The organism is Pseudomonas sp. GL_093 (genome assembly GCF_057837605.1).
In genome coordinates this window covers 6,387,520-6,407,203 of record NZ_CM174448.1, presented here as the reverse complement: position 1 = coordinate 6,407,203, position 19,684 = coordinate 6,387,520, and the positions used below count along the sequence as shown (strand labels likewise).

At 58.9% G+C, this 19,684-nt stretch carries 13 protein-coding genes and 1 tRNA gene; 5 read left to right on the top strand and 9 right to left on the bottom strand.

All coding sequences use genetic code 11. From position 1 onward, the window contains the following. Positions 1-66 precede the first annotated feature (66 nt). The 4 genes from pqqF to AC3IUE_RS29615 form a co-directional block, all read right to left on the bottom strand. Positions 67-2,496, bottom strand: a complete 2,430-nt coding sequence (pqqF, locus tag AC3IUE_RS29630) for a pyrroloquinoline quinone biosynthesis protein PqqF (protein WP_489264462.1) — start codon at positions 2,494-2,496, stop codon at positions 67-69. A 48-nt stretch (positions 2,497-2,544) separates the two neighbouring features. After that, the gene (locus AC3IUE_RS29625) at positions 2,545-3,339 is read right to left on the bottom strand and encodes a carbon-nitrogen hydrolase family protein (protein WP_489264461.1); all 795 of its coding nucleotides are present in this window, start codon (positions 3,337-3,339) and stop codon (positions 2,545-2,547) included. A gap of 12 nt (positions 3,340-3,351) precedes the next feature. Continuing rightward, the gene (locus AC3IUE_RS29620) at positions 3,352-5,034 is read right to left on the bottom strand and encodes a flavin monoamine oxidase family protein (RefSeq protein ID WP_489264460.1); all 1,683 of its coding nucleotides are present in this window, start codon (positions 5,032-5,034) and stop codon (positions 3,352-3,354) included. Positions 5,035-5,190: 156 nt separating this feature from the next. Beyond that, entirely contained in the window at positions 5,191-5,652 is a 462-nt protein-coding gene (locus tag AC3IUE_RS29615) for an Lrp/AsnC family transcriptional regulator (RefSeq protein ID WP_007980298.1), read from the bottom strand. Between the two features lie 175 nt (positions 5,653-5,827). Between AC3IUE_RS29615 and AC3IUE_RS29610 the strand changes: the two genes are divergently transcribed. The 4 genes from AC3IUE_RS29610 to AC3IUE_RS29595 all read left to right on the top strand — a co-directional run bounded on the left by AC3IUE_RS29610 (position 5,828) and on the right by AC3IUE_RS29595 (position 9,833). Further along, positions 5,828-8,182, top strand: coding sequence for a glucose/quinate/shikimate family membrane-bound PQQ-dependent dehydrogenase (locus AC3IUE_RS29610; protein WP_489264459.1), 2,355 nt, complete (start codon positions 5,828-5,830; stop codon positions 8,180-8,182). A gap of 179 nt (positions 8,183-8,361) precedes the next feature. Continuing rightward, positions 8,362-9,012, top strand: a complete 651-nt coding sequence (locus AC3IUE_RS29605; RefSeq protein WP_489268985.1) for a peptidase M41 — start codon at positions 8,362-8,364, stop codon at positions 9,010-9,012. Between the two features lie 157 nt (positions 9,013-9,169). Then, the gene (locus AC3IUE_RS29600; RefSeq protein ID WP_489264458.1) at positions 9,170-9,535 is read left to right on the top strand and encodes a type II toxin-antitoxin system RelE/ParE family toxin; all 366 of its coding nucleotides are present in this window, start codon (positions 9,170-9,172) and stop codon (positions 9,533-9,535) included. Then, positions 9,528-9,833 carry a helix-turn-helix domain-containing protein gene (locus AC3IUE_RS29595; RefSeq protein WP_056741296.1) on the top strand — a complete coding sequence of 102 codons (306 nt, stop codon included), beginning with the start codon at positions 9,528-9,530 and terminating at the stop codon, positions 9,831-9,833. The genes AC3IUE_RS29600 and AC3IUE_RS29595 overlap by 8 nt, the downstream gene beginning before the upstream one ends. Before the next feature lie 81 nt (positions 9,834-9,914). On the opposite strand, the gene AC3IUE_RS29590 is transcribed toward AC3IUE_RS29595, so the two are convergent. From AC3IUE_RS29590 to rpsU, 5 genes are all read right to left on the bottom strand, one after another. Next, positions 9,915-9,991, bottom strand: a tRNA-Ile gene (locus tag AC3IUE_RS29590). Positions 9,992-10,006: 15 nt separating this feature from the next. Then, positions 10,007-13,753 (bottom strand): EAL domain-containing protein, encoded by a 3,747-nt coding sequence (locus AC3IUE_RS29585; RefSeq protein WP_489264457.1) that lies wholly within the window; start codon positions 13,751-13,753, stop codon positions 10,007-10,009. A gap of 122 nt (positions 13,754-13,875) precedes the next feature. Then, the gene (gene rpoD / locus AC3IUE_RS29580; RefSeq protein WP_033056224.1) at positions 13,876-15,726 is read right to left on the bottom strand and encodes an RNA polymerase sigma factor RpoD; all 1,851 of its coding nucleotides are present in this window, start codon (positions 15,724-15,726) and stop codon (positions 13,876-13,878) included. Positions 15,727-15,793: 67 nt separating this feature from the next. Further along, positions 15,794-17,761 (bottom strand): DNA primase, encoded by a 1,968-nt coding sequence (gene dnaG / locus AC3IUE_RS29575; RefSeq protein WP_056741298.1) that lies wholly within the window; start codon positions 17,759-17,761, stop codon positions 15,794-15,796. Positions 17,762-18,243: 482 nt separating this feature from the next. Continuing rightward, entirely contained in the window at positions 18,244-18,459 is a 216-nt protein-coding gene (gene rpsU, locus AC3IUE_RS29570) for a 30S ribosomal protein S21 (RefSeq protein ID WP_002551877.1), read from the bottom strand. 199 nt (positions 18,460-18,658) lie between these two features. Here rpsU and tsaD point away from each other — a divergent pair, with 199 nt between their 5' ends. After that, positions 18,659-19,684: a tRNA (adenosine(37)-N6)-threonylcarbamoyltransferase complex transferase subunit TsaD gene (gene tsaD / locus AC3IUE_RS29565; protein ID WP_046045367.1), complete on the top strand. Its 1,026-nt coding sequence runs from the start codon at positions 18,659-18,661 to the stop codon at positions 19,682-19,684.

Sequence of the window (19,684 nt, the reverse complement as noted above, 5' to 3'; positions counted from 1 at the left end):
TTACTCAAAATTACAGGGCGATTGGCCGGGAATCTTTGAGAAAGCTAATTGCAGCACCGGTAATGATCATTTTGCCGCTTGCCAAGGCGAGGCCGGGCACGGTCCGCTGGCCAGGCAGCGCCAACCGCCTTCGGCCTGATTCAGTCGTTGTACTGCGGCCAGTAACGTTTCACGGTCGATCGTCAGAATCGTCTGAGGTAGAAGCTCCAGATAATCCGACGAGCGGCCGGCCAGTTTGCCCTGCCAAAGCAGTTCGGCGGCCTGCGCATTGGGCAGCGCCGCGCTATCGAATTGATCGGCCAGCGCCTGGCGCTGCTCGATGAAAGTCTGGTCATTGATGTCGCCGATCATCCCGGCTAATCCACGCAGGAAATGTTCGATGTGTTCCAGCAGATCCAGAGGGGCGACGCTGGGTGATTGCACGCCGAACAACAATCCTGTCTGTCCATGGATCTGCCGCAGGGCACTGAACACCGCATAACCGAGCTGCAGTTCTACCCGCAGGCGTTGGTAAAACGGCGTCTGGCAGACGTGAGCCAGTAAGCGCCAGGCGGCTTCGTCAGCGATGTCCGCGGTTGCGGTCGGGCAGAAGAGCAACAAGGCGTGTTCGCTGGACCCGGTATCGACCGCGCTCCACAGATGCTGCGCGTTTATCGGGGAGGGCGGCGTCAGTTGATTGTCCGCAGCGCCGGGCACACGACTCAAGGCAAGCCCCATCGCCGCTTGTGTCTGGGCGGAAAGGCCGGTCGCCAGACCATCCCAGCGTGCGCTTGACCAAAGCTGCATCAAGTCGTCCGAGTCAGCGGTGCCCTCAAGGCAGTGATCGGGCAGCGCTTTAAGCAACTGTCGAATCGGCATCAACGCAACGCTCGGCTCTTCCTGCGAGAAATTGTCACCAGGTTTTGTCAGTTCTTTCAGCGCGTGCTCGAGGATGGTCGGCATCGGCTCCTGTAGCCCGGTCATTTTCAGCAGCCATTCATTGCCCGATGCGCTGAAGGAAAAATAGACACCTGCCTGACGAGCGTCTTCACGCAACGGCTGAAGGCGGTTTTCCAGGCTCGTCTGAACATTGCTGCGAGGGGCCGAGTCCAGACGCCAGCGCAAGTAAACGGCACCTTCGACACTGTTATCGGGCAACGCCTGACTGAACTGCATGGGCGAACGTTCACGACGACCGCGTGAGCGATCCTGGGCAAAGGTCCGCAAACCTCGGTGTTTGCTGGTCTGGCCGCGGATCAGTCCGGCACTCGGGGCCGGAGCCTCGGCGCGTAAAAACGGATTAGGTGTGGGCAGTTGCCATTGGCCGGTGAAGTTATCCACAGCGCCGATTTGTTTCAGGACTTCCTTGAGGGCTGCAATACCCGATTCGGATAACCCGGCTTCACGCTGTTCACTGTCGAGTCGGGCCAGTTGCAGGGCACCGCTGACTTGCTGCTGACGTTGCAGCAGGGCGGCGTATTCTTCGCGCAACCCGGTCCAGGGTTGCTGTGAGGCAAAGAATCCAAGCCAATCCAGTAGCCGCTCGCGGATCCCGTTGGGCGTCGCGTTGGCAGGCAACGTGAACTCGATGTGCAACAAAGCCTGGCCGGCGAACTGATACAACGGCGCAGCTTTGAGGCTGTCAGTCAGCCCGCACTCGTACAATTGCGCCAGCAGGCCACCGGGTTTCGCGGCGTTCAGCCAATGACACAGGAACGCCAGCGCCTCGGGCGATGAATCGGGCAACGCGTCGAAGGCAAACAGCAGATCCAGTCGACGCGCTGCAGCTTGTTGATAACTTTTGTCCGAAGAATCCATCAGCGATGTAGGCGCTTGTTGCGGGACCTTTTCCCCTACGGGAATAGCAGCGCCAAAGCGCTGAGCCATCGCCCTCAACTCATCGAGACTCTGCGGCCCGGCCAGGCTCAAGGTCATCTGCCCGGTCTGATAAAACCGCTGATAGAAACCCTGCAAGGCTTGCTGAAACTCAGGTTGCGGCACCGGCAGGCTGTAGCGGTTGCCAGCATGAAACGCCCGCAGCGGATGCGCCGCTGAAAGACTGTCGAACAGCGCGAATTGCTGTTGAGCGGTCGTATCCCGCGACCAGGCGACAAATTCTGCGTGCAGCACTTCCCGTTCCCGCCGCTGATCGTCCTGATTCATACGCGGATGAGCGAGCATGTCCGACAGGCGCTCCAGTCCCCCGGTAAACGCCTGAGGCGGCAACTCGAAAAAGTAGTCTGTGGTGCGTTCGCTGGTCCGCGCATTCACCTGGCCGCCATGACCCTGGACGTAGGCCATCAGTGCTTGGCTCGCAGGAAAACGCTCCGTGCCGAGAAACAGCAGGTGCTCGAGAAAGTGCGCCAGCCCGGGCCAGGCCAGCGGCACGTCATGGCTGCCCGCCGCGACGCGCAACGCCGCAGCACTGCGCTTTAAATCGGGAGCATGACGCAGCGTCACCCGCAGACCGTTGGCCAGGATTTCAGTGTGAAGGCGGGGGTGATTCAGCGCAGGCATGAGCACTTCCAGAGCAGAGAAGCGCTAATGCTAGCGGATTACGGGTGGTCAGCGCTTGTTCAGCTCGCCATAAAGCTCGGGACGGCGATCGAGGAAGTAGCGATTGGCGGCGCGGGAATCGACCATCAACTGCCGATCCAGCTCGCCGACAATCAGTGCTTCATCAAGGCCTGCCTGGGCGATGCGATTGCCATCCGGCGCGGCGATGCTGCTCTGGCCGCAATACTGGATCTCGCCTTCGTTGCCGCAATAGTTGGCGTAAGCCACATAGCACTGGTTTTCGAAAGCCCGGGCGCGGACGGTGACGTCGGCAATGAAGTCGTAAGGAATCATGTTCGCCGTCGGCACCAGAATCAGCTCGGCGCCGGCCAGGGCCAGGCGTCGGGCGTTTTCCGGGAACTCCAGGTCGTAGCAGATCAGGACGCCGAGCTTCCAGCCATTGAGTTCAACCAGCGGAAACTCATCCGGCCCGGCGCTGAACATCGAGTGATCGAGGTCGCCGAACAGGTGAGTCTTGCGGTAGTTGCACAGGCGCTCGCCATTGGCGTCGATCAACTGCACGGCGTTGTAAATCTGACCGTCTTCGGTGCGCTCGGGGTAGCCATACAAAATGGCGATCCCGGCCGTCTTGGCGATGCGCGCGATCTGCTGCGCCGACTCACCGTTGTGCACCTCCGCCAGCACGCTGACCGCGTCGAGGCCGATGTTGTAGCCGGTCAAAAACATCTCCGGCAGCACCAGCAAATCCGCGCCCTTGGCTTCCAGCGCCAATTGATGCAGGCGTTGCAGATTGCCGGCGACATCCAGGGGCAGCGGTGGACATTGGTAAAGGGCTACGCGCATTTCGGATTCCTCTTACTCGGGCAGGGCGATCGGGCCGATCTCGTTGAACACATCTCCTGGACCCGGGTTCTCGGTGTGAGTTTCACCGCCGAAGTGTTTCATGATGCCCCACACCGCATTGAGCGAGGTCTGCACCGCACCTTCAACCCACGCAGGCGTCCACGAAACATCGTCACCGGCGATGAAAATCCCGCGCTGCTCGGCCGGCATGTCAGCCTGCATGAAGTGCGCGTACATGCGCTGGTTGTAACGGTAGTGGCCGGGCAGGGCGCCCTTGAAAGCACCGAGGAAATGCGGGTCGGCTTCCCAGGATACGGTGATCGGATCGCCAATGATCCGCGCCGCGATGTCGACTTTCGGATAGATCTTCTTCAACGCATCCAGCGCCAGTTTCACGCGTTTTTCCACAGGTTGCGGGAGCATTTTCAGCGCGTCGCTCATCCACGAGTACGACAGGCAAATCACGCCTGGCTTGTCGTCGCCGTTGTCGAACAGGTAGGTGCCACGGGTCAGGCGATCGGTGAGGGTCATGCTCATCAGGTCGCGGCCGGTTTCCGGGTCCTTGTCCTTCCAGAATGGCCGGTCGACCATCACGAAGGTTTTCGACGATTGCATGTAGCGCGTACGGTCGAGGGCCATCCACATCTTTTGCGAGAACAGGGTCTCATCGCATTCGATCTGGGTGGTCAGCAGCCAGCTCTGGCAGGTGGTCAGCACCGCTGCGTATTCGCGGGTGTCGCCCCAGTTGTCGGTGACGGCAAAGCGCCCGTCTGCCGCATGGGCAATTTTTTTCACGCCGGTACGCGGCGCGCCGTTGTGCAGGGAGCTGAGGCTGGTGCCTTCTGGCCAGTGCACGCAACGTTCCGGCACATGACGCCAGATCCCCAACGGCACTTGTTCGACGCCGCCGACCACCAAGTGTTGGTGATCGTCGCAGTTGGTCATGACCACGCGGAAGATTTCCAGCATCGAATTCGGGAAGTCCGAGTCCCAGCCGCCGGTACCGAAACCGACCTGACCAAACACCTCGCGGTGATGGAACGAGAGTTTGGCGAAGGCTTTGGAGGTGGCCACGAAGTCGTAGAAAGTGCGGTCGTCCCACAGCGGAACGAGGGTGTTCCACAGCTCTTTGAGGCGCGGCACATCGCGATCGCGGATCGCTTGCTGGATGTCAGAGAACTGCGAACCGGCTTCCAGCGCATCGGCCCAGGCGTCGGCGACTTCCTGGAACAGTGCAGGAAGATCCGCCAGTTTCTGTGCGTAATGAGTCTGGCCTTCGAGGTCGATCACCGTGCTGCCCGAGGCAGGTGTCAGCGGGTTCGGGAAAGGTTTGGTTTGCAGCCCAAGCTTGTCGACGTAGTGATAAAACGCAGTGGACGACACCGGGAAGCGCATGCCGCCGAGCTCGGCGATGATGCCTTCAGCGCCGTTGAATGCCTGGGAGCGCAGACGACCGCCCATTTTCGAGGCTTCGTAGACGACGGGTTTGAGGCCCAGTTTCATCAATTCGTACGCAGCCACCAGGCCTGCGATACCGGCACCAACGATCGCGACCTCAGCGCCATGGTTGTGCGCAGGGATGCTGCCCAGACCGGCCGGGTGCTCGATCCAGTCGTCGAAGGCGAAGGGAAAGTCCGGACCGAAAATGGTGACTGGTTTTTTACCGTCTGCAGGATGGCGATTGTTCTTGTTCATGGCTGACCTTGCTGGCGACCGGACGCGGCATGCGCGTCTGAGTATAGGAAAAGATGGCAGCCATTCTAGAGAGCGTAGAACACGTTAATAAGACGCAATGTGTCGTCGTTTTGCTTGTTAATGCTGCAATTTGACGAGCGTGACGAACAGATTGGATTAAACCGGCTGCCCCCGATCAATCTTGCTACTTAAGATGATCGACGTAGTCGTCTTCTCCACCCCATCCACACTGCCGATCTGATCCAGCAACTGATCCAGCTGCTCAGGTGAATCGGTGCGCAGCCACGCCACGTAATCAAATTCGCCACTGACCGCGCACAACTGCTGCACCTGAGCCATCGCGCTAAGACGTCGCAACACTTCCTTGCCCGAGCGCGGTTGCACCGTGATCCCGACGTACGCCTGCAAGCCGCCATCCACGACACGTTGACCCAAACGCACGCCGTAACCGGTGATCACCTTGGCCTTTTCCAGCCGTGCCAGCCGCGAAGTCACGGTGGTGCGGGCGATGCCCAATTGTCGCGCGAGCATGGCTACGCTCTCGCGGGCATTGATCTGCAGGGCTGCAATCAATTGGCGGTCGATTTCGTCAAGAACGGGCGGGCGGGTGTCAGGCAAGGGTCGTCTCCAGCGGCACAGATCAATGGGTTGGCATGTTACAGGCACATTTCGCACCGCGGATGGTTGATCTCGCCTCAGTACCGTTCAGTCGATTTTCGCCTGCGACAATTTGCCATAAGTAACTAGGTGGTACATTATTCCGCGCTTGTCACAAATGGGGAAAATTTCCGACATGAATAATTCTGGGGCTGCCGGCGGCGGCAAATGGTTGCTGTTGGGGCTGGGTGTCCTGATTGCGTTGATCGGGCTCGGCCTGGCCAGTGGCGGCGGCTATCTGGTCTCGCTCGGCGGTAGTGGGTATTTCCTGCTGATGGGCCTGGCGATGCTGGTTTCCGGGTTGATGATCGCCCGTCGTAAGCCGCAGGGGGCGTTGTTGTATGGCTTGGCGTTGATCCTTACCGCGATCTGGGCGGTGTGGGACACCGGTTTGGAATACTGGCCGTTGGTCTCGCGGGTGCTGACGTTTGCCGTGATCGGTCTGGTTGTCGCGCTGGTCTATCCGACGCTGGTGCGTGCTTCGGGTGCGACCGCAGGCCGTGGCGCTTACGGCCTGGCCGGCATTCTGGGCGTGGGTGTCGTCGCAACGCTGGCCTACATGTTTGTGCCGACCCACGTGATCAAGGCCAGCAGTGAACCTGCGGTGATACCAGTCGCGCCTGGCTCCGAGCAGAAAGACTGGGCCCATTGGGGCAATACCACCGCTGGCAACCGCTTTGCCGCGCTGGACCAGATCAACAAGGGCAATATCGACAAATTGCAGGTGGCCTGGACCTTCCGCACCGGCGACATCCCGCAAAGTACTGGCGCCGGGGCTGAAGACCAGAACACGCCGCTGCAAATCGGCGACACGGTCTACACCTGCACCGCCTACGGCAAAGTTTTCGCCCTCGATGCCGACACCGGCGCCCAGCGCTGGAAGTTCGACCCGCAGGGCTCTGCGCCAAACTGGCAACGCTGCCGGGGTCTGGGTTACTCCGAAACTCCCGCACCTTTGGACAATCAGCCAACCGCTTGTACGAAACGTCTGTTTCTGCCGACCGGCGATGCGCGTCTGATCGCAATCAATGCTGAAACCGGCAAACCCTGCGAAGCCTTTGGCGACAAAGGCACCGTCGACCTGAAAACAGATATGGGCGAAGTGAAACCCGGCTACTACCAGCAAACTTCGACCCCGTTGGTCGCAGGTGACGTGGTAATCGTCGGTGGTCGCGTGGCCGATAACTATTCCACCGGAGAACCACCAGGAGTAGTCCGTGCGTACGACGTGCGTAGTGGTGATCTGATGTGGGCGTGGGATCCGGGCAATCCGAACACCACCAAACGTCCTCCGGCCGGTGAGACCTATACCCGTGGCACGCCGAATGTGTGGTCGGCCATGTCCTACGACGCCAAACTCGGTCTGGTTTACCTGCCAACCGGCAACGCCACCCCGGACTTCTTCGGCGGTCAGCGTACGGAATTCGACGACAAGTGGAACTCGTCCATCGTCGCCATCGACGTGAAGACCGGTCAAGTGCGCTGGCATTTCCAGACCATCCACCATGATCTGTGGGACTTCGACCTACCTGCACAACCGCTGCTGTACGACGTACCTGATGAGAAGGGAGCAATGCAGCCAGCCTTGGCGCAAGTCACCAAGCAGGGCGAGATATTCCTGCTCAACCGTGAAACCGGTGCGCCGATCGCACACGTCGAAGAGCGCCCGGTGCCTCAGGGCAACGTGCCCGGCGAACGCTACTCGCCGACCCAGCCGTTCTCGGTGGACATGCCGTCAATCGGCAACAAGACACTGACCGAGTCCGATATGTGGGGCGCGACACCGTTCGACCAGTTGATGTGCCGCATCCAGTTCAAAGGCATGCGCCATGAAGGCGTCTACACCCCGCCGGGCATGGACCGTGCGTTGCAATTCCCGGGCTCGTTGGGCGGTATGAACTGGGGCAGCGTCTCGGTTGATCCGAATACGAATTACATGTTCGTCAACGACATGCGCCTGGGCCTGGCCAACTACATGATCCCGCGCAACAAGATCGCCGCCGGGGCCAGTGGTATCGAAATGGGCGTCGTGCCACAGGAAGGCACGCCGTTCGGTGCGATGCGCGAACGCTTCCTCTCCGCGGCCGGCATTCCGTGCCAGAAACCACCGTTCGGCACGATGTCCGCCATCGACCTAAAAACCCACAAACTGATGTGGCAAGTCCCGGTCGGCACCGTGCAAGACACCGGCCCGCTGGGCATCCGCATGCACCTGCCGATCCCGATCGGCATGCCGACTCTCGGCGCTTCCCTGGCCACCCAGTCGGGCCTGTTGTTCTTCGCCGGCACCCAGGACTTCTACCTGCGCGCCTTCGATACCGGCAGCGGCAACGAAATCTGGAAAGCCCGCTTGCCCGTCGGCAGCCAGTCCGGCCCGATGACTTACGTTTCACCCAAGACCGGCAAGCAGTACATCCTGCTCACCGTTGGCGGCGCGCGTCAGTCGACGGATCGAGGGGACTACGTGATTGCGTATGCATTGCCGAAGTAAAGTCTGAAACGCAGGTACGAAAAAGCCGCGCAATTGCGCGGCTTTTTTGGCTGAGCGAACTGACCCGTCTGTCCTTCCTATGGCGATAGCTGAGCGCTACGCCATCAACAGGACGATAGGATGGACAGCAACAGGCACTCGTAGTCGAATGCGAAATCGAGGGATGCGAGGCGATGGAAATGACAAAGAAAATGCCGCCCGCTGTACGGGAACGTGCGTTGCAGATTGCCAATCACGAAATGGCGCACTACGTCATTGCCCGAGCCTTGGGGTTTGAAACGGGCGGCGTCACCCTGACAGTGACCATGGACTTAAGGCATCAAGGCGGGGCGTCCATAAGCTTGGCGCGGTCGATTTCGTCGATGGAAGCCATGAGGGGACATCTGGAAGCTCGGATGATGGTCCTGTTTGCTGGCGCTATGGGGCAGACATTAGCTTCAAAGCCTTCGCCCAAAAAAATCGTCGATAAGTCGAAAGCGACAGCCATCCTCAAAGGAGAGCTTGGGGCGGAACAGGATTACGCAAAAATAAGGGAATTGCGGCACTTGCTGCGCAATATCTCCTACCCCGATACGGATCTGGCTTCATCTGACCGCATCACGGCTGAGCTGAAAGAGATTACTGATCGTGTGTGGCTCCGGACTCAAACGATCGTAGAGGAATTGGCCGAGACGATTACTGGACTGGCAAGTGCGCTGGTAGACGGCATGGTCATCGTGGAGCAGTGGGGTAGGGCCGCGGATACGTATGAGGTCGTAAGGACTGGTGAAATGCTTGAACGGCTGCGATCAGTGCAGGCCATTCCTGCGTTAACTGTTGCTTCTGACTAGTTGAGGGTGATGTGCGCTTATGAAGATTGGAAGCCCCGAACACCCAGATCCACCAGAAACCCTCGTTAACAATTTCATTGGCAACCAAGGTGGTCGCACGGCCGTTAAAGCCTAGAGTTATTCCCTTGAGATCATATTCCTTGGGTGGCATATTGGTATGGGCTGGGAGATTGAATACACCGATGAATTTGAAGGTTGGTGGGAGGGGTTGGATGCAAAGGAGCAAGCCTCGGTTTCAGCCAGCGTCGATCTGCTGGGGTTTTTCGGGCCGGGTCTGCGTTACCCGCATAGCAGCGATATTAAAGGCTCGCGACTGGGCAGTCTCCGAGAGTTGCGGGTCCAGCATGCGGGTCGGCCTTATCGTGTGCTCTATGCGTTTGATCCACGCCGATGCGCGTTACTTTTAATCGGAGGGGACAAAACCGGTCGAAACCGTTGGTATGACGAGCATGTCCCGCAGGCGGAAACATTGTATGACGACCATTTGGAAACATTGCGTAAAGAGGGCCGCAACGATGGCTAAAAAATTTGCTGAACTTCAAGCTCGCATGACGCCGGAGTCTCGGGCTAACGCAGAGCGGTTGTTCCAGCAGCACCTGAAAGAAATGCCTCTGCACGAGCTGCGTAAGGCCCAGGAGCTGAGTCAGGAAACGCTGGCCAAGACGTTGCACGTCAACCAGGCAGCGATCTCCAGAATGGAGCGGCGCACAGACATGTACATCAGCACCTTGCGAAACTACATCCGCGCCATGGGCGGCGAACTGGAAATTATCGCGACCTTTCCTGAGGGCCAGGTCAGGATCGAGAATTTCGCCAACTGAGTGATGTTTCGGCAGGCGCTCGTCGCGATTGAGTTTATCCAACAGACACGAAAAAGCCGCGCATTGCGCGGCTTTCTTGTTTGGTGGGCCCAGTAGGACTCGAACCTACGACCAAGGGATTATGAGTCCCCTGCTCTAACCAACTGAGCTATAGGCCCTCAGTAGGCCGCGGATTATAGCGACGGTTTCTCGGCTGTGCTATCCGAAAAGTCTGAAATGGCTATACGAAGAAACGTCGCGGCAAATTCTTCCGGTGGCAGGGGCAGGCTGACGATGTAGCCCTGGATCTGTTCACAGCCTTCAGAAGCGAGGAATTGCTGCTGTGCGAGGGTTTCGACGCCCTCGGCGATGATGGTGAATTGCATGCTGCGGCCCAGGGCGATGATGGCGCGAACGATGGCTGCGTCGTGGGGATCGTCCGGCAGGCCGCGGACGAAAGACTGGTCGATCTTGAGAATGTCCAACGGCAGACGTTTGAGGTAACTCAATGAGGAGTAGCCGGTGCCGAAGTCGTCGATCGCCAGTTGCACACCCAGGTGTTTGAGCTGATGCAGCACTGCCAGCGCCTCTTCAGCCTGGCTCATGATGAAGTTTTCAGTAATTTCCAGTTGCAGGAAACCGGGTTTGAGGCGGTTGTCCTTGAGCAATTGTTCGATCCGACCGAGCAGGTTTGGCTGGCGCAATTGAGCGCCCGCGAGGTTGACCGACAGCGGGCCGACGGGTTCGTAAACCTGATTCCACTCGAACATCTGCCGGCAGGCGGTTTCGAGAACCCAATCGCCGATTTGCAGGATCATGCCGTTTTCTTCGGCCAGCGGAATGAAATGCTCCGGCGGCACATCGCCGAAGGTCGGGTGGCGCCAGCGAATGAGCGCTTCTGCGCCGACCAGGCGATGGTCGACCAGGCTGATCTTCGGTTGATAATGGAGGTGCAGTTCGTTGCGCTCGATAGCGCGTCGCAGCTCATGTTCCAGTGCCACTCGCTCACTGGCTTGAGCGGTGAGGTCGCGGGTGTAGCTTTCGACTCGGTTTCGACCCTTGGCCTTGGAGCGGTACATCGCCGCATCGGCGTTCTTGACCAGCGTGGCGACGTCGCAGCCATCCTTGGGATACAGGCTGGTGCCGATACTGGCGCTGATAAAAAACTCATGTTCGCCAGCCTGGAACGGTGCGCCAAAGCAATTGAGCAGTTTAGTCGCGATGTTGTCGGCGTCACTGGATTGCTGCAGCCCGGGCAACAGGATGATGAATTCGTCGCCGCCCAGGCGCGCCACGGTGTCGATGTCGCGCAACTGCTCCTTGAGGCGCACGGCAATGCCCTTGAGCAGCAGGTCGCCGACCGGGTGACCCAGGCTGTCGTTGATGTGTTTGAAACGGTCCAGGTCGAGGAACAGCACCGCGCCCTGACCGCCGTTTTCCTGTTGGTTGTTGAGCGCGGTCAGCAATCGGCTCTCGAACAGCGTGCGATTTGGCAGCCCGGTCAGCGGGTCGTGGTGTGCCTGGTAATCGAGCTTGGCCTGGGCGTGTTTGAGGCTGGAAATGTCCGCGAACACCGCGACAAAGTGGGTGACGAATCTGTCCCGGTTGCGCACCGCACTGATGGTCAGCCAGCTCGGATAAAGCTCGCCATTCTTGCGCCGGTTGGAAATTTCGCCTTGCCAATGACCTTCGGCGGTCAGTTGATGCCACATGGCGGCATAAAACGCGCTGTCGTGCAGGCCCGAGGCGAGCAGGCGAGGGGTGTGGCCCAATGCTTCGCTCTCGCTGTAGCCGGTGATTTCGGTAAACGCACGGTTGACCGCGCTGATGTGCTGTTGGGTGTCGGTGATCAATACACCTTCGGCGGTGCTCTCGAATACCGTGGCGGCCTGTTGCAGTTTCTCCTGCATCAGGTGTCGCTCGGTGATGTCCCGGGCGATGGTCAGCATGCAATCTTCATCGCCGATCGGTAGCGGACGGCTGGACACCTCACAGAGGCGGATCTGTCCGTCGCTGCGGCGTATATGGCAACTGAAGTCGCGGACGAAACCGTCCCGGTGCAGCAGATCGAGCATCTGTTTGCGTTCGTTGAGATTGACCCAAATTCCCAGCTCGAGGGCGGAGCGATCCACGGACATCGCGCTGTTGAAACCGGTAATGCGACTGAAACCCTCGTTGACCTCAATCAGTAAACCGTCGCTCTGCCGTGACAATAGCAAGCCGTCGGGTGAGGCATGGAAGGCCTTGGCGAATTTCTCTTCGGAGGTTTGCAGTTGTTGCTGGGTTTCCTTGAGCTGACTGATGTCCCGCACGACCACTACCAGCGCAGGGGTTGTATCAAGGTCGAACGGTTCAGCGGAGATCAGGCCGGTAAACACTTGGCCATTGTTGCGGCGAAAGGGCATCTCCAGGTTACGGATGCTGCCGGCCTGTAACCGTTGCAACAAGCCCGGCCCGACGCCGGGTATGCCCCAGATGTTCAGGTCGGTGGCCGTCTGGCCGATGACGTCTTCGGCCTTGAGACCGATCTGTTCTTCGAACGCTTCGTTGACCTCCAGCAGGCAGCCGTCGGAGAGTCGCGCGATGACTAGTATGTCCGGGCATTGCTGGAACACCGAGGCGAACTTCTGTTCCGACAGGCGCAACGCCTCTTCGGTGCGCTTGGCTTCGCTGATGTCGATCATCAGTCCGCGCATCACCGGTTCATGGCCGTGCTCGATCAGGCTGACGATATCGCGCACCCAAATGCAGCGTCCATCGGCGGTGATGACCCGGTAATCGTGGCTGTGATCGCGCCCGGCCAGTACTTCGTGATCACAGAAGGTCTGGGCGCGAGTCAGGTCGGCCGGGTGGATAATGTTGCGCCAGAAGCCCGGAATCAGCCAATGAGACAAGGGGTAACCGAGCAGATCCTCGGCATGGGGGGACACATAGCTGTAGGTGAAATCGCTGATCCGCGCTTCCCAGGCGATGGCCGAAAGACTCTCCACCAGCCCGCGGTAATGGTATTCGCTGCTGCGCAGTTCTTGCTCCAGGTCGACTCGGCGGGCAATTTCTGAACTCAGCCGACGGTTGATCCGGATAACCATCGCCAGCACGATGATCAGCAGCAGCAATCCCGGCAGACCGTAAACCAGCAGATCGTTCCAGAATGTCCGATGATCGAGGACATTGCCGACCCAGTGCTCCTGAATCTCATTGATTTCGTTCGGGGTCATGTCCGCCAGGACTTTATCCAGAATGCCGACCAGTATCTTGTTGTCCCGGGGCACGCCCATTGCCAATTGATAACGATAGGGAGTTTCGCCGCTGACGTAGAGCCCGTCGAGCTTGAGCTGACGCAGGCTCCAGACGCTGGAGGCGAGATCGCCGACCACCGCATCCACTTCATCGGTAGCTAGCGCTTGCAGTGCTGAGCTGACGTTGGGCATCGCCACCAGATTGAGGTCGGGATTGTGGGTGCGCAACAGTTCGTGGGGTGCGTAGTTTTCCACCACGGCGACTTTCAGACCGTACAAGTCTTTGAGGTTGCGTGGCTGGGGGCCTCCGATATGGGCAAGGATGACAATCGGAAAGTCCAGGTAGGGGCGGGTGAATGACAGGTAAGTCTGGCGCTCCGGGGTCGACATGATGCCGGGCAACAGGTCCAGCTTGGCTTGTTTGGCCTGCTCCAGGACGACGGTCCAGCTGACGGGCTCGATAGGCGTGAGCTTGATGGCCAGGCGTTGACGGATCCGGTCGATATAGTCTGCTGCAAGGCCCTGATAGCGGCCCTGATCGTCGCGAAACTCGAAGGGTGGCCATGACGCATCGACACCCAGGCGCAAGTCCGGGTGAGCCGCCAGCCAGCTACGTTCTTCGTCGGTCAGAGTCAGCGCGCCAGCCGTTGCGGTCCAGGTCAATAGCGACAGCAAAAAAAGCACGGTCGGCAGTCTGGGCATAACGGTCTCGTTATGGCTCGGGGAATGTTTCGAGTGTAGACGGGCAATTCGGAGGGGGGGAGGTGCGGGGGATTTAATCTGTATAAAAGCAAAACCCCCGGCCAAGGCCGGGGGTTTTGTTGTTACTCGTCGAGGAAGGAGCGCAAATGCTCGCTTCTCGTCGGGTGGCGCAGCTTGCGCAGCGCCTTGGCTTCGATCTGACGAATCCGTTCGCGGGTCACGTCGAACTGCTTACCAACCTCCTCGAGGGTGTGGTCGGTATTCATGTCGATGCCGAAGCGCATGCGCAGAACCTTGGCTTCACGGGCAGTGAGGCCGGACAGAACTTCGCGAGTCGCTTCTTTAAGGCTCTCAACAGTGGCGACATCGATTGGCGACTGCATGGTCGAGTCTTCGATGAAGTCACCCAAATGGGAGTCTTCGTCATCACCGATCGGGGTTTCCATGGAGATCGGCTCTTTAGCGATCTTCAATACCTTGCGGATCTTGTCCTCAGGCATTTCCATGCGTTCGCCCAGCTCTTCCGGGGTCGGTTCGCGACCCATTTCCTGCAACATCTGGCGGGAAATACGGTTGAGCTTGTTGATCGTCTCGATCATGTGCACCGGAATACGGATGGTGCGGGCCTGGTCGGCGATCGAGCGAGTGATCGCCTGACGGATCCACCAGGTGGCATAAGTCGAGAACTTGTAGCCGCGGCGGTATTCGAATTTGTCTACCGCTTTCATCAAGCCGATGTTGCCTTCCTGGATCAGATCGAGGAATTGCAGGCCGCGGTTGGTGTACTTCTTGGCGATGGAGATCACCAGACGCAAGTTCGCTTCTACCATCTCTTTCTTCGCGCGGCGGGCCTTGGCCTCACCGATCGACATGCGACGGTTGATGTCCTTGATCTCGGCGATCGTCAAACCGGTTTCGGTTTGCAGCGCGGTCAGCTTCTGCTGGCAACGAATGATGTCCGGTTGCAGGCGACCAATGGCTTCAGCGTATTTGCTTTTGCCTTTGGCCAGTGCATCGCTCCAGCTTTCGTCGACTTCATTGCCCGGGAATTGGCGCAGGAAGTCAGCACGCGGCATACGAGCATCACGAACGCAAAGTTGCATGATCGCGCGCTCTTGCTGACGCAGACGATCCAGGGCACTGCGAACACGCTCGACCAGGCCTTCGAATTGCTTCGGAACCAGTTTGATCGGCATGAACAGCTCAGCCAGAAGCACCAGCTCGGCAATTGCCAGCTTGTTGCCACGACCGTGCTTTTTCAGCGCCTTGCGGGTGATTTCCATCTGATCGGAGACAGCGCCAAAGCGCTGAGCTGCGATAACCGGATCCGGACCGCTTTCGGCTTCTTCTTCGTCGTCGGTGCTGGCTTCGGCGTCATCGTCGTCGGTGTCGTCGTCCGCTTTCACGGCTTTCGGGTCGACAGGCGGCGGCACTTCTGCAGCAGGCGGCGCAATGCCGTCGTCCGGGTCGATATAACCGCTCAGGACGTCGGACAGGCGGCCACCTTCGGTGGTGACGCGAGTGTACTCGGAGAGAATATGGTCAACCGTGCCAGGGAAGTGCGCAATTGCGCCCATCACTTCACGGATGCCCTCTTCAATACGTTTGGCGATTTCGATTTCGCCTTCACGTGTGAGGAGCTCTACCGTACCCATTTCACGCATGTACATGCGCACTGGGTCGGTAGTGCGACCAATGTCGGTCTCGACCGCTGCCAACGCTGCTGCTGCCTCTTCGGCCGCGGCTTCGTCGGTATCGGCGTCGGCCAGCATAAGGGAATCCTTATCTGGCGCAACCTCGAATACGTTGATCCCCATGTCATTGATCATGCGGATGATGTCTTCCACCTGTTCCGGATCTGAAATATCCTCCGGCAGGTGGTCGTTGACCTCCGCGTAAGTCAGGTAACCCTGCTCACGACCAAGTGTGATCAACTCTTTGATACGAGACTGCTGTTGCGCTTTTCCGGACATAACACCCTATCCACTGAAGGTCTTGGCGGGCAAAAAACAAGCCGAGGATTATACCTGAGCTATGACCTCACGCGCCAGTTGAGGTCGGGCTTGTTGCGGAAACATTGCGACTTAATAGGTCGCGCAGTTGATTTTTCTCTTCGGCACTCAGTTCGCTTTGACGTGCTTTCCTGAGAAGTTGTTCCAGGTTTCGCTCGCGTTGGCGGGCTGACAAGCTAGTAATGGTGTCGAAAAACTGTTGTTCAAGGTTATCTCCGTCAATCAGCCATTCCTTTTCCGCCAGCGCCTTGAGCAAACGTCCTTGCTCCGTACCGTGCCAGCGTGCAATCAACTGAAATGAGTTTAGCTTGGGATTCTTCTGTACGGCTTCGAGAAGGGCCACCAGTAATTGCGTGTTGGTGTGATCCTCGGCAGCAAAGTGCCCGGCATCCTCGACTTTCTCGGCCAATTGCGGGTGATGCAATAGCGTACGCAAGGCGGCCAGGGTCGGCGGCTCTACAGCGGCCGGCACCCGTGGCGCGCGGGGTTGATCGTGATCACCACCGCGTTTGCCGTTTTTGTCCCACGGTTTTTTGTCCCATTTTTTGCCACCGGCGCCGGGTTTCTTCGGCGTCCATTCCTGCTGTGGCACATACATCTCTTGTGCCTGCGGCTGATGGTAGTCGCTGTAATCCGGCATGGCGTCGTAATCGATGCCCGGGTCGTACGCCGGTGGCGCTTCCTGAGGTGCGCTTTGCACCAGTTGGCTCACGGCTTCACCGCTAAGCCCGGTAATTTCGGTCAGGCGCTGACGCATCAGGATGCGCAGGTTCGCCCCGGGGACTTTGTCGATCAGCGGCGCGGCGAGGGTGGCCATATGGGCCTTGCCTTCGAGCGAGCGTGGGTCCGATTCCTCGGTCAGCTGTTGAAAAAAATAATCCGCTAGTGGTTGGGCATGCTGGTTGATCCGTGCGCGGAAGGCATCAGTGCCTTCGGAGCGGACCAGCGTGTCCGGGTCTTCGCCTTCTGGGAGGAACAGAAAACGTGCGCGCCGCCCGTCCTGCAGGCTCGGCAGCGCTGCCTCCAATGCTCGCCAGGCAGCATTTCGACCTGCCTGATCACCGTCGAAACAGAACAGCACGTTGGGCACGACGCGAAACAGGCGCTTCAAGTGCTCTTCGCTGGTGGCGGTGCCCAGGGTCGCGACAGCATTGCGCAGGCCTTGCTGGGCGAGGGCGATAACATCCATGTAGCCTTCGACGACGATGATTTCGTCGAGGTTGCGGTTGTTCTTGCGTGCTTCATAAAGGCCGTAGAGTTCCTGGCCCTTATGGAATACCGGGGTTTCCGGTGAGTTCAGGTATTTCGGCTTGTCGTCGCCCAATACCCGGCCACCGAAAGCGATGATTCGCCCGCGACTGTCGCGGATCGGGAACATCACGCGATCGCGGAAGCGGTCATAGCGTTTGCCGGTTTCGGCGTTCTCGATCAGCAGGCCGGCATCGATCATGGCTTTCTGTTGCAGCGTGTCGCTGCTCAAGTGCTTGAACAGGTTGTCCCAGCCGGGCGGGGCAAAGCCGAGGCCGAAGTCTCGGGCGATTTCACCGGTCAGTCCGCGTCCTTTCAAGTAATCCACAGCTGCTTTTCGCGATGGATGGCTTTTCAGTGCCTGACGGTAAAAGTCGGCGGCGGCAGTGAGTAGCGGGTACAGCGGCGAATCGGTCGGCTGCCGCGGTTTGTGCGGCCGTCCGCTTTCTTCGCGGGGGATTTCCATGCCGGCGGCTTTGGCCAGTTCTTCGACAGCCTGGACGAAATCCAGATTGTCGTGGTCCATCATGAAGCCGAGGGCGTTGCCGCCAGCGCCGCAGCCAAAGCAATAATAGAACTGCTTGTCGGGGCTGACGCTGAAGGAGGGGGTTTTCTCTTTGTGAAACGGGCAGCAAGCAGTGTAATTCTTGCCGGCCTTTTTCATTTGCAGGCGCGAGCTGACCACATCGACGATGTCGGTGCGGTTCAGAAGGTCGTCAATGAAGCTCTGGGGAATTAGCCCGGCCATGGCGTTCTCGTCATCTGCGCTGCAATTGATCCGAAACGAAGAGCGGCTGAGCGCGGGTCGTTGTTTGAGGCGCGCAAAATGTGCGGCTCGACCAGTGTCGTCTGCGTAATCGCTGTCGGGAAGTGTATCTGCCGAAAATCCACTGACGTTAGTACCAATCAGTATTCGACTATTTGAAAGTGTTGCGCTGAATCCGGCTGCGGCCAGTCGATGGCCTCGGATAGCTCATAAGCTGGCACGCAAGAAGGTGCCTTGGGCTGATCGTCGTGAGAGGAATCAGTGGGTGTGCTCGTCAGTAGCCTTGGAAGGCTCGTCAGAAAAGACGTGCACCGCTGGCAAAAGAGCCAGGTCTGACGCTGTGAAGCAGATTTGTCTCGGTCGCGTCTGCGGCTTTGACGGTGAAGCATCAAGCGTATTCCGCAAATGCCATTAGCCCGGCTGAGGGCCGGGCTTGGCAGAAGCTTGCTACGAACGTCTGTGTATTAGTACAGACGAACGGCGCGGCGCTGTTCGCGCTGAACTTTCTTGGCGTGACGCTTAACAGCGGCTGCTGCTTTGCGCTTACGCTCAGAAGTAGGCTTCTCGTAGAATTCGCGGCTACGAACTTCAGCCAGTACACCGGCTTTTTCGCAGGAGCGCTTGAAACGACGCAGAGCTACGTCGAAGGGTTCGTTCTCTTTTACTTTGACGGCTGGCATCCAGAGCTACCTTCATTCATTACCGGGGTCAACATCCTCGTGGCAAAAGAGCACTTGAAGACGTCGGTTTTTAAGGGTTGCGGATGTTAACCCCTCATCGCTCGGAATGCAAAGCCTCTGATCGAAAACCGCTAGTCGGGGCATCCCATGGCGACTATTATGCGCGCCTTCGAATTTAGCCTAAACAAGGCGCAAACCCATGCTAGTACTGGGATTAGAAACCTCCTGCGACGAAACCGGTGTCGCATTATATGACAGTGAACGCGGCCTGCTGGCCGACGCGCTGTTCAGCCAGATCGACCTGCACCGCGCCTATGGCGGGGTGGTGCCGGAGCTGGCCTCGCGTGACCACGTCAAGCGCATGCTGCCCTTGATTCGTCAGGTGTTGGCCGAAGCTGACTGTGTGCCAACCGAAATCGACGCCATCGCCTACACCGCGGGTCCTGGCCTGGTTGGTGCCTTGCTGGTGGGCGCCTCCTGCGCTCAGGCGCTGGCCTTCGCCTGGGGTATTCCGGCGCTGGGTGTGCACCATATGGAAGGTCACTTGCTGGCGCCGATGCTGGAGTCGCAACCACCGGAATTCCCGTTCGTCGCTTTGTTGGTGTCTGGCGGTCATACGCAGCTGGTTCAGGTCGACGGGATCGGTCAATACACGCTCTTGGGCGAGACCCTCGACGATGCCGCCGGTGAAGCTTTTGACAAGACCGCGAAGATGATGGGCCTCAATTATCCGGGTGGCCCGGAAATCGCTCGGCTGGCGGAGCAGGGGGTTGCAGGACGTTTCACTTTCCCGCGTCCGATGTGCGACCGTCCAGGCCTGGCTTTCAGTTTCAGTGGCTTGAAAACCTTCGCCCTGAACACCTGGCAGCAGAGCGTCAGCGCCGGGGACGACAGCGAGCAAGCCCGTTGCGACATCTCGCTGGCGTTCCAGCAGGCCGTGGTGGAGACTTTGACCATCAAGTGCAAGCGCGCCCTGAAACAGGCCGGTATGAAGCGTCTGGTGATCGCTGGCGGCGTCAGCGCCAACAAGGCACTGCGTACTTCACTGGAGAAGATGCTCGGCGACATGAAGGGCGATGTTTTTTATGCCCGTCCGGAGTTCTGCACCGACAACGGCGCGATGATTGCCTTTGCCGGCTGCCAGCGCTTACAGGCCGGTCAGCACGAAAGCCTGGCGATCAGCGTGCAGGCGCGTTGGCCAATGGAGCAATTGTCGGCGCTGTGA

Coding starts and splice junctions, on each gene's coding strand:
- pqqF (WP_489264462.1), bottom strand. CDS start 2,496: ATGCCTGCGCTGAATCACCCCCGCCTTCACACTGAAATCCTGGCCAAC.
- AC3IUE_RS29625 (WP_489264461.1), bottom strand. CDS start 3,339: ATGCGCGTAGCCCTTTACCAATGTCCACCGCTGCCCCTGGATGTCGCC.
- AC3IUE_RS29620 (WP_489264460.1), bottom strand. CDS start 5,034: ATGAACAAGAACAATCGCCATCCTGCAGACGGTAAAAAACCAGTCACC.
- AC3IUE_RS29610 (WP_489264459.1), top strand. CDS start 5,828: ATGAATAATTCTGGGGCTGCCGGCGGCGGCAAATGGTTGCTGTTGGGG.
- AC3IUE_RS29605 (WP_489268985.1), top strand. CDS start 8,362: ATGACAAAGAAAATGCCGCCCGCTGTACGGGAACGTGCGTTGCAGATT.
- AC3IUE_RS29600 (WP_489264458.1), top strand. CDS start 9,170: ATGGGCTGGGAGATTGAATACACCGATGAATTTGAAGGTTGGTGGGAG.
- AC3IUE_RS29595 (WP_056741296.1), top strand. CDS start 9,528: ATGGCTAAAAAATTTGCTGAACTTCAAGCTCGCATGACGCCGGAGTCT.
- AC3IUE_RS29585 (WP_489264457.1), bottom strand. CDS start 13,753: ATGCCCAGACTGCCGACCGTGCTTTTTTTGCTGTCGCTATTGACCTGG.
- rpoD (WP_033056224.1), bottom strand. CDS start 15,726: ATGTCCGGAAAAGCGCAACAGCAGTCTCGTATCAAAGAGTTGATCACA.
- dnaG (WP_056741298.1), bottom strand. CDS start 17,761: ATGGCCGGGCTAATTCCCCAGAGCTTCATTGACGACCTTCTGAACCGC.
- rpsU (WP_002551877.1), bottom strand. CDS start 18,459: ATGCCAGCCGTCAAAGTAAAAGAGAACGAACCCTTCGACGTAGCTCTG.
- tsaD (WP_046045367.1), top strand. CDS start 18,659: ATGCTAGTACTGGGATTAGAAACCTCCTGCGACGAAACCGGTGTCGCA.